The 12,911-nt window shown below is 42.4% G+C and carries 16 protein-coding genes; 7 read left to right on the top strand and 9 right to left on the bottom strand.

The genetic code is table 11. The features are described from left to right. Window positions 1-20 precede the first annotated feature (20 nt). The 4 genes from pyrI to WHS63_RS06880 form a co-directional block, all read right to left on the bottom strand. Entirely contained in the window at window positions 21-479 is a 459-nt protein-coding gene (gene pyrI, locus WHS63_RS06865) for an aspartate carbamoyltransferase regulatory subunit (protein WP_445204472.1), read from the bottom strand. Between the two features lie 12 nt (window positions 480-491). Next, window positions 492-1,403, bottom strand: coding sequence for an aspartate carbamoyltransferase (gene pyrB / locus WHS63_RS06870; protein WP_445199937.1), 912 nt, complete (start codon window positions 1,401-1,403; stop codon window positions 492-494). A gap of 63 nt (window positions 1,404-1,466) precedes the next feature. Then, window positions 1,467-2,084: an IMPACT family protein gene (locus WHS63_RS06875; RefSeq protein ID WP_445204473.1), complete on the bottom strand. Its 618-nt coding sequence runs from the start codon at window positions 2,082-2,084 to the stop codon at window positions 1,467-1,469. Continuing rightward, window positions 2,085-2,966 carry a hypothetical protein gene (locus WHS63_RS06880; RefSeq protein WP_445204474.1) on the bottom strand — a complete coding sequence of 294 codons (882 nt, stop codon included), beginning with the start codon at window positions 2,964-2,966 and terminating at the stop codon, window positions 2,085-2,087. A 739-nt stretch (window positions 2,967-3,705) separates the two neighbouring features. Here WHS63_RS06880 and WHS63_RS06885 point away from each other — a divergent pair. The 6 genes from WHS63_RS06885 (at window position 3,706) to WHS63_RS06910 (ending at window position 8,442) form a co-directional block, all read left to right on the top strand. Further along, window positions 3,706-4,521, top strand: coding sequence for a hypothetical protein (locus WHS63_RS06885; protein ID WP_445204475.1), 816 nt, complete (start codon window positions 3,706-3,708; stop codon window positions 4,519-4,521). 106 nt (window positions 4,522-4,627) lie between these two features. Then, window positions 4,628-4,990 carry a hypothetical protein gene (locus tag WHS63_RS06890; protein ID WP_445204476.1) on the top strand — a complete coding sequence of 121 codons (363 nt, stop codon included), beginning with the start codon at window positions 4,628-4,630 and terminating at the stop codon, window positions 4,988-4,990. Beyond that, window positions 4,987-5,427, top strand: a complete 441-nt coding sequence (locus WHS63_RS06895; RefSeq protein ID WP_369490168.1) for a LexA family protein — start codon at window positions 4,987-4,989, stop codon at window positions 5,425-5,427. The genes WHS63_RS06890 and WHS63_RS06895 overlap by 4 nt, the downstream gene beginning before the upstream one ends. 2 nt (window positions 5,428-5,429) lie before the next feature. Continuing rightward, window positions 5,430-6,692: a Y-family DNA polymerase gene (locus WHS63_RS06900; protein ID WP_445204477.1), complete on the top strand. Its 1,263-nt coding sequence runs from the start codon at window positions 5,430-5,432 to the stop codon at window positions 6,690-6,692. 82 nt (window positions 6,693-6,774) lie between these two features. After that, window positions 6,775-8,037 carry a sugar MFS transporter gene (locus tag WHS63_RS06905; protein ID WP_445204478.1) on the top strand — a complete coding sequence of 421 codons (1,263 nt, stop codon included), beginning with the start codon at window positions 6,775-6,777 and terminating at the stop codon, window positions 8,035-8,037. A 12-nt stretch (window positions 8,038-8,049) separates the two neighbouring features. Beyond that, window positions 8,050-8,442: an acyl-CoA thioesterase gene (locus WHS63_RS06910; RefSeq protein ID WP_445204479.1), complete on the top strand. Its 393-nt coding sequence runs from the start codon at window positions 8,050-8,052 to the stop codon at window positions 8,440-8,442. A 767-nt stretch (window positions 8,443-9,209) separates the two neighbouring features. Here the strand turns inward: WHS63_RS06910 and ppk2 are convergent. Continuing rightward, window positions 9,210-10,103: a polyphosphate kinase 2 gene (ppk2, locus tag WHS63_RS06915; RefSeq protein WP_445204480.1), complete on the bottom strand. Its 894-nt coding sequence runs from the start codon at window positions 10,101-10,103 to the stop codon at window positions 9,210-9,212. A 103-nt stretch (window positions 10,104-10,206) separates the two neighbouring features. Further along, complete coding sequence (locus WHS63_RS06920; RefSeq protein ID WP_445204481.1) at window positions 10,207-11,100, bottom strand: DMT family transporter; 894 nt, start codon at window positions 11,098-11,100, stop codon at window positions 10,207-10,209. Between the two features lie 135 nt (window positions 11,101-11,235). Between WHS63_RS06920 and WHS63_RS06925 the strand changes: the two genes are divergently transcribed. Then, window positions 11,236-11,679 carry a hypothetical protein gene (locus WHS63_RS06925; protein ID WP_445204482.1) on the top strand — a complete coding sequence of 148 codons (444 nt, stop codon included), beginning with the start codon at window positions 11,236-11,238 and terminating at the stop codon, window positions 11,677-11,679. Window positions 11,680-11,691: 12 nt separating this feature from the next. Here the strand turns inward: WHS63_RS06925 and WHS63_RS06930 are convergent, their stop codons facing one another. The 3 genes from WHS63_RS06930 to WHS63_RS06940 are packed head-to-tail and all read right to left on the bottom strand — an operon-like array spanning window position 11,692 to window position 12,669. Then, complete coding sequence (locus tag WHS63_RS06930; protein ID WP_445204483.1) at window positions 11,692-11,889, bottom strand: hypothetical protein; 198 nt, start codon at window positions 11,887-11,889, stop codon at window positions 11,692-11,694. An 18-nt stretch (window positions 11,890-11,907) separates the two neighbouring features. Further along, window positions 11,908-12,192: a hypothetical protein gene (locus tag WHS63_RS06935; RefSeq protein ID WP_445199741.1), complete on the bottom strand. Its 285-nt coding sequence runs from the start codon at window positions 12,190-12,192 to the stop codon at window positions 11,908-11,910. Between the two features lie 12 nt (window positions 12,193-12,204). Beyond that, window positions 12,205-12,669, bottom strand: coding sequence for a methylglyoxal synthase (locus tag WHS63_RS06940; protein WP_445199751.1), 465 nt, complete (start codon window positions 12,667-12,669; stop codon window positions 12,205-12,207). Between the last annotated feature and the right edge of the window lie 242 nt (window positions 12,670-12,911).

Below are 12,911 nucleotides of genomic sequence, written 5' to 3' on the forward strand. Positions count from 1 at the left end.
CGCGTCCGGGGCTTTTTTGTTTAGAGGTACTCCATGTGTTCCTGGTCGGTAATTTTTTCGCAGTAATGGCATTTTAGCGATACGCCATTCTTATCAACCACCTTGAATTTTGGGGTAACCTTTTCAACGTTGGTGATGCATTTGGGGTTAACGCATTTTACAATGCCAGCAATATCATTGGGTACTTCAACCAGCATTTTCTCCGTTACCTCGTAGTTTTTAATGATATTGAGCTTGGCATGAGGTGCAACAAGGGCTATTCGGTTAATCTCATCGCGCTCAAAGTACTTATCGGCAATCTTAACAATAGCCTTTTTGCCGAGTAGCTTACTCTCCAGGTTTGTTCCAAAGGTTATTTGGTTTGGTATCCTATCGAGTCCGAGGATGGTAATAACCTTAAACAGGTTTTGCGCCGGTATGTGGTCAATTACTGTTCCATTCTCAATGGCGCTAACACTCAGATGTTTCTTGTCTTTCATATCGATATTCTTTTACTTTTTTAGACCTAAAATAAGAGCCATGATCGCCATACGGGTGTAAACGCCGTTTAGAGCCTGAGTAAAGTAGTATGCCTTTGGCGATTCATCTACATCAGTATTTATTTCGTTTACCCTGGGCAGCGGATGTAGCACTCGCATGTTTGGCTTTGTGCCTTCAAGCATGTAGTTTTTCAGGATGTAGGCGTTTTTTACCTTTTCGTATTCCATGGGGTCGGAGAAGCGTTCGCGCTGAACCCGGGTCATGTAAACAATATCGGCATCCTTAATGTTTTCGGCCAAATCGGTATGCTCCTCATACTTTAAGCCTAACTCATCGAGATACATTTTATACTCCAATGGCATTCGGAGTTCGGCGGGCGAAATAAATGTAAACGAGGCGTTAAACTGGCTCATGGCCATCAACAGGGAGTGAACGGTTCGACCATACTTAAGGTCACCAACCATTACAATCTTCAGGTTATCGAGCTTGCCCTGCGTTTTGCGAATGGAGTAAAGGTCGAGTAGGGTTTGGGTTGGATGCTGGTTGGCTCCATCACCTGCATTAACAATGGGAACAGGCGATACCTCGCTTGCATAGCGTGCGCTACCCTCCACGGGGTGTCGCATCACTATCAGGTCGGAATAGTTGGCTACGGTGAGAATAGTATCCTTAAGGGTTTCGCCTTTGGACACACTACTGGTTGATGCCTCCGAAAAGCCAATTACCCGTCCGCCTAGCTTGTTTACAGCGCTTTCAAAGCTCAAGCGGGTTCGGGTCGACGGTTCAAAGAAAAGTGTTGCCACCACTTTCCCTTCCATGATTCGCTGAATAGGGTTTTTCTCAAACTCCTCGGCAAGGTCGAGAACTCTGAATATCTCATCCCTGCTCAGATCGTTGATTGCTACCAAACTTCTGTTTTTCATAGTTTTTATTTTGTGTTTAAGTATATGGTTCAAAAAAAAGCCCCGATAAACGGGGCTAGTACATCAATCCTCAAATTCAAAATCGGCAATAAGTCCTTCAATCTTGGAGCATCTGGATAGGAACTCGCTTTCCAGTGAGCGCCGAATCCTTACCCTGATAATGCAGGTATTATCAAATTGCTGCTCTAGTAGTTGAAGGTTTAAGTCCTTGGCTAATCGCATCACCTCATTCATCATGGTGTAACCAAAGGTTACACTGTAAATGGCATCAACGGTTCGGGTGATAATTTTTGCATTGTTTAAGGCATCGTGGGTTGCCGTTTTATAGGCATTTATCAAGCCCGATACTCCTAGCTTTGTTCCCCCAAAGTAACGTATTACCACCACTAAAACGTTGGTTAGGTTAAAGCTGAGCAGTTGCCCATGAATGGGCTTGCCTGCAGTACCCGATGGTTCGCCGTCGTCGTTAGCCCTCCATTTGTCGCCCTTTGGCCCTAGTATATATGCGTAGCAGTGATGCCGGGCATCATAGAATTCTTCCTTAAGCTGCTCAACTATTGCTTTTACTTGCTCCTCGGTTCTTACAGGGTATGCTTTAGCAAGGAACTTACTGCCTTTTTCCTTGTAAATTCCCTCGGCAGGCGAATCGATTGTTTTATATGTGTCAGCAACTTCAACCATTTAGCTTTGCATAAGTATTACAAATGCCAATACAGAAAGGGCTATCCCGGAAAGATTTGTTTTGCTTGGCCTTTCGCCAAATAGAAGCAGCCCAACCAGCGTTCCTGCCAGTACTACACCCAAATTATTTATGCCGAAAAGAACCGATCCCTCCAATGGAGTTCCTTTGCTTCCAACATGGTTAAGCGCAGCTACCATAAAATACATCGATCCAAAATTTGCCAACCCCAGCAATGTTCCTAGTAGCCATGTTTTGAATTTAAGAAAATCCTTGGCTGCATGGGTATTAAAGGGTAGCAGTAGTAAGCCTGTAATGCCAGCCATGGCAAATACAACCGCATTGAACAAGGGATTTAGCTCGTTGGTTACAAAGTATTGCTGTGCAACCTTAACCGACGCATCTACCATTCCAATACCCAAAAAGATTATTAGTGGAAGATATGTTTTAACCGGTTTAAATTTTTCTGTTTTCCGCGGTATTACAAGTAAGAGAACAGCAATTAAGGCAAGCACAATGCCTGCTAGTCGTACTGCATTTAACTTATCGTTTGGGTCAATCAGTACCGATACCAGTATGGGGATTATTACTGACATCTTAGCAGCTACCGACGTTATGGCAACACCAGCTGTTTGAGTACTCTTACCCAGGAAATGGAACATGGTTATGAAAAGGACGCCCATAGCCACCATCAGTAGTATGGGTAGTATGCCTAGCTGATAAAACCCCGATAGTTCACCTTTGGCCAAAAAAAAACCAGCTACGCTGGCTGCCAAATAGTTAATGATGATTGCACTAAAATTGTTGACTGAAAAGCGGTTGAGTAACTTAAAGGTGATTAAAACTACTGTAGATGATAATATGCAGAGCAGTAAGTAGAACATCCTTTTAGGTTTGTGCAAAGTTATAGCATCTTTCCTTACCCCACAAATTTTTTTAGAGGTAAGTATTAACATACAATTAACATGCAATGTAGTTTAAATGAGAAGAACCATAATTTGTCATCCTGAGCGCAGCGAAGGATCTTTTGAATAGTGTGCAGTATACAGTGTGCAGTTTACAGGAAAGATGGAGAGTAGTGTTTGGTTTTTAGTGTTTAGTGAAATGCTTTTTTTCACTATCAACTATCAACCATCAACTGTCAACTCCTTGTCATCCTGAGCAGCCTGTCCCGCCCTAGCGGGGAGCGAAGGAACTCTAATCGGCCCTAAAGAGATGTTTCGCTACCGCTCAACATGACAAAGGTGTTACGAACAAGGTTCAACGATTCACGAATATCGTAAACCGTCATCCCGAACACAGCGAGTAATCTCATTTTTAACCTAACTGGAGTGATCTTTCACTTCAATTGTTCCATAGATGTTTATCAACATCAAATTAATGTATGAGAATGATTGATTTTTAACGGTTCGTGGCATATTATTTGATGTTTTACGTAAAACCAACTACCTGAAATCTATGAAACACCCATGTAAGGCAACTTGCACAAACACAGATGAACAACCGAGCGTTTTTTGCGAGCTCGACGAAGTCAAACTATGGGTGTTCCATCCGCTCGATAAAGTTTGTTAAAAGCAAGAGAGTAACGAGTTAGTAATTAATAATATAAATATTTTTGTACGGATGAAACCTTTTAAAAAGTTAGCCAGTTACATCCTTGTAGTAAGCTTGTTGGCTTCTTGTGCAACTCCAAACCCGGTTATCAGGTTAAAATCTAAGGAAACAAATACAACCTGGGAAAGTGGGAAAGAATTTACAAGTTACTTTAAGGATGGTTTTGTGGTACATTGCGCTTACCATGGTACTACAGGTGCCTACTTGGTGTTCGATATAGAGGTGATTAACTCTACCGATGAGGATTTTCTGGTTTGCCCCGAAAAAATGGTGATGTTTACCGATAGCGGGAAGTGGGATCCGGTAATCAATCAGATTGTGTACAGCACATTCCCAATCTATGCCGCTGATCCCGAACTAGAAATTCTTAAAAATGAATTGGCGCAATCGCAGCTTGAGGCTAATCAGAAAAACCTTGCTACTGCTTCAATTGCAGTAGCTGCATTGGCATTACCGGTAATGGTTGCAACAGCCTCAGCCGATGCTAAGGATACCAAACAGCGTGCAGTTAACCGAACCGAGGTGGCTGCTGCAGCGGCAGGGACAACCCTTAATTTTGCCGAATTCTCCCAGGAGATGAATAATATCCGAAGCGATCAGATTTACGCATCAACAGATGCATGGATCAATAACTCGCTCCGCAAAACAACCCTATCCAAAAACGAGTCAGTCCGAGGGCTAGTTTACTTTAAAAAGCCCGATCTGAAAAAGTACAGGGATTTACGCATTGATGTTCCCATTGGCGAGAATAATTTCATTTCATTTAACTACAAGGTAAACCTTTACTACCCCTCAAATCCGAATGTTAATCCCGCATATAGGTAGATTTGCTTAACAATCAAGGGAAAAGGCCTGAGGGCCTTTTTTCTTTTTAGCATTCCTGATAAGTTCATGGTTTAATGTAGTAAATTTGTAAAAAAATCTGAATGTTATGGACAGCAGTTCAGCAATTAAGATATTGGTTGATAACGAAAAGGGATTGTCGGCCGATGAACGTACAAAACTCATTGAGGGCACTGATAGTATTTACATTGATTCAAGGCTCGATTACCACAAGCGGTTAGCCCGAAGGCAAACTGTAAGCTTTGTTTTGCTTATACTTTTTGCCCTATTTGCCTTTGGCGTGGTAATGTTTCCTAGCGCCGATCCTTTTACTGCAGGAGTACTTAAAGGATTGGTTGCAGGGTATCTTGCTGCACTCCTTGTTCTTGTTCCTAAAACAAGTAAAAACCATTCGCGTATTGCATTTGTTATTAGTGTAGTTAAACAGATTAACTCCCCTAAACAAGCATGAGGCTGATAAAAGCTACACCTAAGATTGATTTTTTTACTGCCGACACAACATCCGACCTTTCACTTCCTTTGGCCGAAGGAATAAAGGCTGGTTTTCCGTCGCCAGCGCAGGACTATATCGATTTAGCCTTTGATTTAAACAAGGAACTGGTCAAGAATCCTAGTTCAACCTTTTATGGTCGAGTCCGTGGCGATTCAATGGTTGATGAGGGAATTAACGATGGCGATATTCTGGTTATCGACAAATCGTTACCACCCACCGATGGGCGTAAAGCAGTATGCTATATCGATGGTGAGTTTACGCTTAAAACCATTCGGATTAAAAAGGATGGAATCTACCTTATGCCGGCAAATCCGGCATATAAACCCATAAAGGTTACAGAGGAAAACGACTTTGTGGTATGGGGGATTGTAACCTACGTCATCCATAAGTTTTAGCCATGTACGCTCTTGCCGATTGCAATAACTTTTACGCTTCGTGCGAGCGTGTTTTTGACCCTTCGCTCATTGGGAGGCCTGTTGTTGTTCTGTCGAACAACGATGGTTGTGTAATTGCCCGCAGCAACGAGGCAAAAGCCCTTGGTATCAAAATGGGTGAGCCAGCCTTCAAGATTAAGGAACTGATTGAAAAGGCCAATGTTGCTGTCTTCTCATCAAACTATACGCTTTATGGCGATATGAGCCAAAGGGTGATGAATACCCTTGCCAGCTTTACCCCCGATATCGAAATATATTCCATTGATGAGGCTTTTCTTGGGCTGCACGGTTTCAGCTATGTTGATTTAATGGATTATGCCCGACATATTCGGAAAACCACCATGCGGAATACCGGTATTCCCATAAGTTTGGGCTTAGCCCCTACCAAAACGTTAGCAAAGGTTGCTAACCATATCGCAAAAAAGCAGCCACAGCACCAGGGAGTTTATATGATTGCCAACGACCAGCAGCGTGTTGACGCGCTAAAAGGGTTCGAGATTGGTGAGGTTTGGGGAATAGGCCGGCAGTACAGTAAGTTTCTGGCCCGCTATGGTGTTAATACAGCATACGATTTTACCCGAATGCCCGCAGGTTGGGTAAGGCAGCACATGTCAGTGGTTGGACTCCGAACCCAAAAGGAGTTACTGGGAATACCCTGTATTGATTTGGAGCATGCTGCTCCACCCAAAAAGGCAATTGCAACAACCCGTTCCTTTGGCGAAATGCAAACTGACTTTGGATACCTGAGTGAGGCGGTGGCATCGTTTGCGGCGAGTTGCGCCCAAAAATTGCGTAAGCAGCAGTCGGTTGCGCAAGTGGTAATAGTTTTTGCACACACCAACTATTTTCGCGACGATTTACCCCAGTACTCGGCAAGTAAAACCATAACCCTGCCTGTGCCCACGAGCAGCACCATGGAACTGATACACTACGCCCTTATTGGATTAAAAAGTATATACAAGCCGGGATTCCGGTACAAGAAGGCAGGAGTAATTGTAACGGGTATTTCAACCAACCAGCATGTTCAAACCTCGCTCTTCGATAGCATTGACCGGGAAAAACACAGTAAGCTAATGGTGGTTGTGGATAAACTAAACGATAAGTATGGAAGACATACGGTTAAAGTTGCTGCCCAGGGGGCTGGACGTAAATGGAAATTACGCCAGGAACGTATTTCGCCCATGTACACCACTCGCTGGGACGATATTATTATTGTAAAGGTTTAAGTTTCCTTTTTTATTTTGATTTGTCCTCTTCGCTCATCAATATTTTTCTATTTTTGGGGTACCTTAACCTAAAACAACTGCAATGAACTCTCAAAAAAGTAAAGGCAATTTTCTGCCTATGCTCATTATTGGAGCGTTATTTTTCATTTTTGGTTTTGTAACCTGGTTAAACGGCATCCTTATTCCGTATTTTAAGATTTCGTGTGAGCTTACCGATTTTGAGGCTACCCTGGTAGCTTTTGCCTTTTATATCTCCTATACCGTAATGGCTTTGCCGGCATCGTGGGTGTTGAAAAAGACAGGTTTCCACAGGGGCATGACAGTGGGTTTACTGGTGATGGCTGTAGGAACCCTTGTGTTTGTTCCCGCAGCGTTGAGCAGAGCATACTGGATGTTTCTGAGTGGACTGTTTATTATGGGAGCAGGGTTGGCTGTGCTGCAAACAGCTGCAAATCCGTATATCACCATAATAGGACCCCGCGAGAGTGCTGCAAGGCGTATAAGTATAATGGGGATTTGTAATAAGCTAGCTGGAGCCATTGCTCCGCTTATACTGGCCTACTACATCCTTAATGATGGCGATGCCTTTGTGAAATCGCTTGAGGGGATGGATAGTATTGCCCGCGCTGCGGCCCTCGATAGCTTAGCGCACAGAGTGATTGGGCCGTACCTGGTAATGACATCAATACTCGTTTTCCTGGGGATTGCTGTACGTTATGCCCCGCTGCCCGACGTAGAAACAGAGGATGATTCCGTAGATTCTGTTACTGATTTTAGCAATAAATCAAGTATTTTCCAGTTCCCGCAGCTAATACTTGGTGCTATTGCCCTGTTTTTCTATGTTGGTGTTGAGGTAATAGCAGGCGATACCATAATTCGCTATGGAATATCGCAAGGTTTTAAAATTGAAACCGCAAAGGTTTTTACAACATATACCCTTATTGCCATGATAGTTGGGTACCTGGCTGGAATATTACTGATACCAAAACTTATTTCGCAGCGCACGGCTCTCATTGCGTCTGCTTTGCTGGGTATAGTTTTAAGTATTGTCGTAGTTTTGGCATCGCCAACTTACTCAATTCTTGCACTTGCACTGCTTGGTTTAGCAAATGCATTGGTTTGGCCTGCCATCTGGCCTTTGGCCATTCACGATTTAGGCAAATTTATTAAAACGGGTTCGGCGGTGCTTATCATGGCCATTGCGGGTGGTGCCATTCTGCCCTTGCTTTGGGGCCGACTTTCCGATTCTTTTTCGCCCCAAATGGCATACATTATTCTGATACCATCGTACTTTATAATTCTTTACTACTCTGTGAGCGGCTATAAGTTAAGGAACTGGAAGTAAAACGTAAAAATTATGGAAGTTTTTGAGTTAGAGTTTGAGGTTCGTGATTACGAATGCGACTTGCAGGGTATTGTTAACAATGCTCGCTACCTGAACTACCTTGAACACACCCGTCACAAGTACTTGTTGAGCAAGGGAATCGATTTTGCCAGGTTGCACAATGAGGGCATTGACCTTGTGGTGTCGCGTATTGAGATTGACTACAAGTACTCGCTAACCAGTGGCGATATATTTGTTGTCCGGTTAACCACCCACAAGGAGGGCCATTTACGAATGATCTTTGATCAAGAAGTGATTAAAATGCCCGAGGGGAAATTAGCCGTTAAGGCTAAGATAATTGGTGTTGGGCTAAAAAATGGCCGCCCAGTTAAGATTGATAGCATACCCGTTTTTGAAAATATATAGCACAATGAATTTGGTATAATGATTGATGTAAAAAATCACATACTTATTAAAATATTACAAAACGGGTTAATAATAAATTACAATGAAAAAGTTAGCGCTACCTTTTCTGCTTTTTGTGTTTAGTTCATGCTCAACAATAGTTTGGCGGCCCTATCAGAAGGATTTTGACGATTACAAAAAAGTAGAGAGAGTTACTTACAGGATGCTAATTCATCCTTCCGAAAGAATTCGTGGTAATAATATTGCTGATATTGTATTAGAGAGAAACTACAGTAGAAAAGTTGATAGCACGATTATTTTCTGTAAGATAATTAGTTCTGAGCCTAAGTTGCCCCTCGATAATAAATCATATATAAGAATTAACAATGAAACATTTGAGTTAAGGAATCGAAGTTTGAAGCATTCAACTTCTTCGGAAACTGAAACGTACTATAGTTCGATATTACTAAGCGATTCAACTTCGATCGGATCGTTATATCCCAAAACAAAAACAAGTACAAAACATTACGATATGTTTATTACCCCTTTACCTAATAATGTATTGCAGAAGTTGAAATCGGGTGATAAGGTGGAAATTAGGGTGTATTTTGGAAATCAACCTTATACTTTTAAGTTTAGAAAAAACAATGTAAAAATGGTTAAACGGCTGTTGTCTGAATTGGATAAATATTGAAACTGAATGATTTCGTATTGCTCACCCCAGTGAAATCAGATAGTTATTTTCATAACTTAGTAAAAATGGCTGCCCTATAAGGCAGCCATTACTGCTAGTAAACTTCAGGAACAAAGTTCTGGTCAGTGATAGGCGGACGAACATAGCTTTCGTCGATCCTGCGGGGTTCAAGTTTTACAGGGGGAGGGGTGAGGTCTTGGTAAGGGATAAGGCTTAGCAGGTGATGGATACAGTTGAGGCGGGCACGCCTTTTATCGTCGGCACGAACCACCCACCACGGGGCTTGTTTAATATCGGTGTGGGCAAACATAACATCTTTGGCCTTGGAGTATTCCACCCATCGGTTGCGCGATTCAATATCCATTGGGCTGAGTTTCCATCGCTTGGTTGGATCGTCGATACGCTCCTGAAAGCGACGTTCCTGTTCCTTGTCGCTAACGGAGAACCAGTATTTAATGAGTATTATACCCGAACGAACCAGCATGCGTTCAAACTCAGGGCATGAGCGTAGAAACTCAGTGTACTCCTCCTCGGAACAAAATCCCATGACCTTTTCAACGCCAGCCCGGTTATACCAGCTTCGGTCAAACAGAACCATCTCGCCGGCAGCGGGTAGGTGGGCTACATATCGCTGGAAATACCATTGGGTTTTCTCTTTCTCGGTAGGTACACCTAGAGCAACAATTCGGCAAAAACGAGGGTTTAGCCGTTCGGCTATGGTTTTAATTACACCGCCCTTTCCGGCAGCATCGCGCCCCTCGAACAGTAAAACAACCTTTAATTTTTGGTGCTTTATCCATTCAAGGAGTTTTACCAGTTCCACATGGAGTTTTTCAATTTCATGCTCATAGGTCTTTTTATCCATCCTATCAACATGTGCCTCTACCGCTTCGTAATGGTCGTTTCCTAAATCAGGCAGGTGATGCTTTTTGGCTTTTTTTGTTTCTTTAGGTTTATCGGCCTTTTTCTTTTTTTTGTCCTTTGTCATGCCAAAAAAGGTTTTTGACTTTAGAAATAAAGGTATGGACAAATAAGGGTAAAGTCAACCCCTTTTGGATAAAATTGATTAATTTTATCCAAATGACCTGATTTTAAAGCAATTTTGGCTTGCGGCGTAAGCTTGAGAGGTAAACCCCAATCAGGATTATTACCAGCGAGACAATTTGTAGTGCTCCAATATGGTCGCCATCAAGAATGCCCCATAGTAGCGCAAAGAAAGGAATAATGTAGGTTACCGATGAAGCAAAAATTGCGCTGGTGTGGTGAATAAGATTATTAAACACAAATAGAGTAATTACTGAGCCAAATGTTGCTAGCACAATGGTAGCCAGAATGCTCGTTGCAAATGCCGGGTGCTGCATGGCAGCCCCAATATCGGTTGATATAAGTATAATACCAGCCGGAATGCCAATCATGAAAAAGATTAGCGATGTAATTTGCACTCCGGTTAACCCCGATAGTTTAAACCGAATAATATTGGAATTAATGCCATACATCATAGTGGCCAGCACAACTAGCAGTGCATAAAGGTTTACATGGCCAAACGACGAAAAATTTCCGTTGGTTATTAGAATTGATGCCCCAACAAAACCGATTAGAACGCCTATACTTTGGAAAACATTGGGCTTATGTTTGAATAACAACAAACCCGCAATTACCGTAAAGAAAGGGGTAAGCCCGTTGAGGATGCCTGCTAGCGAGCTGGAGATCTGGGTTTCAGAAAGTGTAAAAAGGAATGCTGGGAAAAAGTTACCCAGTAATCCGCATCCTAGCAGCGGCCAAAAATTCTGGCGGTTTATAAGCTTTAGGTTTTTTATTGAAAGGGGTAGAAGTATCAAAAAGCTGAAAAATATTCGGAGCGCAGCCACCTGAACGTAGCTAAGCGCATCGAGACCGCGCTTCATCAGGATGAACGAGGCTCCCCAAACAAAAGCCATGAAAAGCATGGCAGCCCACTGCCAGCGTTTTTTGGATAAATCGAACATTTGACAAGTTTTACCCGGCAAAAGTAATTGTTTTTAGCCTGATGGGTGCTTTTTTCTGTCAACATTTACAGCCTATTTGTTTCAGCAAATATTGCTTTCCCTTTTTACTATTTTTACAGGAAAATTTACACTGAAATGAGCGAAAAGAATTACGATCCCCGTATGCATACAGCCGAACATATTCTTAACCAAACAATGGTGCGGCTTTACAATTGTGGTAGGGCGTTCAGTAGCCATGTGGAGAAAAAAAAGTCCAAGTGCGACTATCGCATCCCAAGAGCCCTGACTGATGAGGAACTAAAAACAATTGAGAGTAGGGTGAATGAAGTTATCTCACAAAACCTAAATGTAACCGAGGAGTTTACCGATAAAAGCAATGCGTCAACTTTCCTTGATTTAAGCAAATTACCCGCCGATGCCCCGGAATCAATCAGGGTTATTAGGGTGGGAAACTACGATGCTTGTGCCTGTATTGGTCCGCACGTGGCTAACTCCAAGGAAATAGGGAGATTCAAAATTATCTCGGCCGATTACTCCGATGGAATTGTACGGATAAGGTTTAAACTTGAAAATGAGTAATTTCAACTCACACTACTTTCTTGCATTTCTTAAAAGTTTTTCCCGAACTATGGGATATACCAACACAGCCAGGGGAGGAGTAATGATTAAGTAAATTATCCAAATATTCCGTTCAGGGAATCTGTTACGAAGGACATCGGTAAGAACAATAATCCAAGCAATTAATAGTAGTACAATCCCTACAATTAGGGAAAGTTCAAATGCATTCATTTGTAAGTGTAATATTGGCTAATCGAAAAGCGAACCTAACTTCTTGAAGCCCTCCTTGAACGATTCAAGGCTGGAATTTACAGTATCTTTCACCTCGTCCCACTTGCTATCGGCTGCCTGGGCAAGTTCATCGAGCTTGCTTTCCATTTGATTACGAAGCATTTCAAGCTCCTTGATTTTTTCATTGTATTCCTGCCTTACCTTATCGGAGGCATTATCGGCTTTAGCCCTCAATGCCTCAATCTGGTCGAAAATTTCGTCAATGGCTTTTTTTACATTTTCGCGATACTCGTTACGTTCCATGGCTCAATATTTTTAGTAAACGTCTCTGTTTATGTACTGGCTGTAATCCTTTAGTTTTGGGGTGTACTCCTGTTCAATAAGTGGCGAACTTATTAGGAAGTCGGCTGTTGAACGGTTGGTGGCTGTGGGAATATTGTAAACTGTAGCAATGCGAAGCAAAGCCTTAACATCCACATCGTGAGGCTGAGCCTGCATGGGATCCCAGAAAAAGATTAGGATGTCAATCTTCCCTTCAGCTATTAAAGCACCTAGTTGCTGGTCGCCACCAAGTGGACCCGATTTAAGGCGAGTAAGCTGCAAATGATTCCCGGCATCGTTATTCATCTTGGTTAGGGCCTCCTCAACAAGACGGCCGGTTGTGCCTGTGCAAATGAGCTTGTGCTTTAGTAATTTTGCCCAGTTCCACTCAACCCATTCCACAAGGTCGCGTTTGCGGTTATCGTGTGCTACTAGGGCTATGGTTTTGTACTTATTCACTTTTAATCTTCTTTATTAATTAAATTCTAAGCAAATATAACTAATCCATATTAGTTTAATCCAAGTGTTAGGTTAAATTACATTTACAAATGGATTAATCAATGCTGTTTAGTTAAGGTTATTTTTCATGTTGCGCGCAAGCGAAACATTACGCTGTCGTGCTGAGTCCCGATTTATCGGGATAGACTTCGCCGAAGCATCTCATTGCTCTTTTCTCTTCAATCCCTTGAAGAGATCCCTCG

This window comes from Tenuifilum sp. (genome assembly GCF_037481895.1).
Taxonomy (GTDB): domain Bacteria; phylum Bacteroidota; class Bacteroidia; order Bacteroidales; family Tenuifilaceae; genus Tenuifilum; species Tenuifilum osseticum.

Excerpts from the sequence above, each read along its gene's own strand:
- WHS63_RS06920 (WP_445204481.1), bottom strand. The coding sequence starts at position 11,100 with ATGTTCGATTTATCCAAAAAACGCTGGCAGTGGGCTGCCATGCTTTTC.
- WHS63_RS06885 (WP_445204475.1), top strand. The coding sequence starts at position 3,706 with ATGAAACCTTTTAAAAAGTTAGCCAGTTACATCCTTGTAGTAAGCTTG.
- WHS63_RS06890 (WP_445204476.1), top strand. The coding sequence starts at position 4,628 with ATGGACAGCAGTTCAGCAATTAAGATATTGGTTGATAACGAAAAGGGA.
- WHS63_RS06905 (WP_445204478.1), top strand. The coding sequence starts at position 6,775 with ATGAACTCTCAAAAAAGTAAAGGCAATTTTCTGCCTATGCTCATTATT.
- WHS63_RS06895 (WP_369490168.1), top strand. The coding sequence starts at position 4,987 with ATGAGGCTGATAAAAGCTACACCTAAGATTGATTTTTTTACTGCCGAC.
- pyrI (WP_445204472.1), bottom strand. The coding sequence starts at position 479 with ATGAAAGACAAGAAACATCTGAGTGTTAGCGCCATTGAGAATGGAACA.
- pyrB (WP_445199937.1), bottom strand. The coding sequence starts at position 1,403 with ATGAAAAACAGAAGTTTGGTAGCAATCAACGATCTGAGCAGGGATGAG.
- WHS63_RS06935 (WP_445199741.1), bottom strand. The coding sequence starts at position 12,192 with ATGGAACGTAACGAGTATCGCGAAAATGTAAAAAAAGCCATTGACGAA.
- WHS63_RS06880 (WP_445204474.1), bottom strand. The coding sequence starts at position 2,966 with ATGTTCTACTTACTGCTCTGCATATTATCATCTACAGTAGTTTTAATC.
- WHS63_RS06900 (WP_445204477.1), top strand. The coding sequence starts at position 5,430 with ATGTACGCTCTTGCCGATTGCAATAACTTTTACGCTTCGTGCGAGCGT.
- ppk2 (WP_445204480.1), bottom strand. The coding sequence starts at position 10,103 with ATGACAAAGGACAAAAAAAAGAAAAAGGCCGATAAACCTAAAGAAACA.
- WHS63_RS06925 (WP_445204482.1), top strand. The coding sequence starts at position 11,236 with ATGAGCGAAAAGAATTACGATCCCCGTATGCATACAGCCGAACATATT.
- WHS63_RS06875 (WP_445204473.1), bottom strand. The coding sequence starts at position 2,084 with ATGGTTGAAGTTGCTGACACATATAAAACAATCGATTCGCCTGCCGAG.
- WHS63_RS06930 (WP_445204483.1), bottom strand. The coding sequence starts at position 11,889 with ATGAATGCATTTGAACTTTCCCTAATTGTAGGGATTGTACTACTATTA.
- WHS63_RS06910 (WP_445204479.1), top strand. The coding sequence starts at position 8,050 with ATGGAAGTTTTTGAGTTAGAGTTTGAGGTTCGTGATTACGAATGCGAC.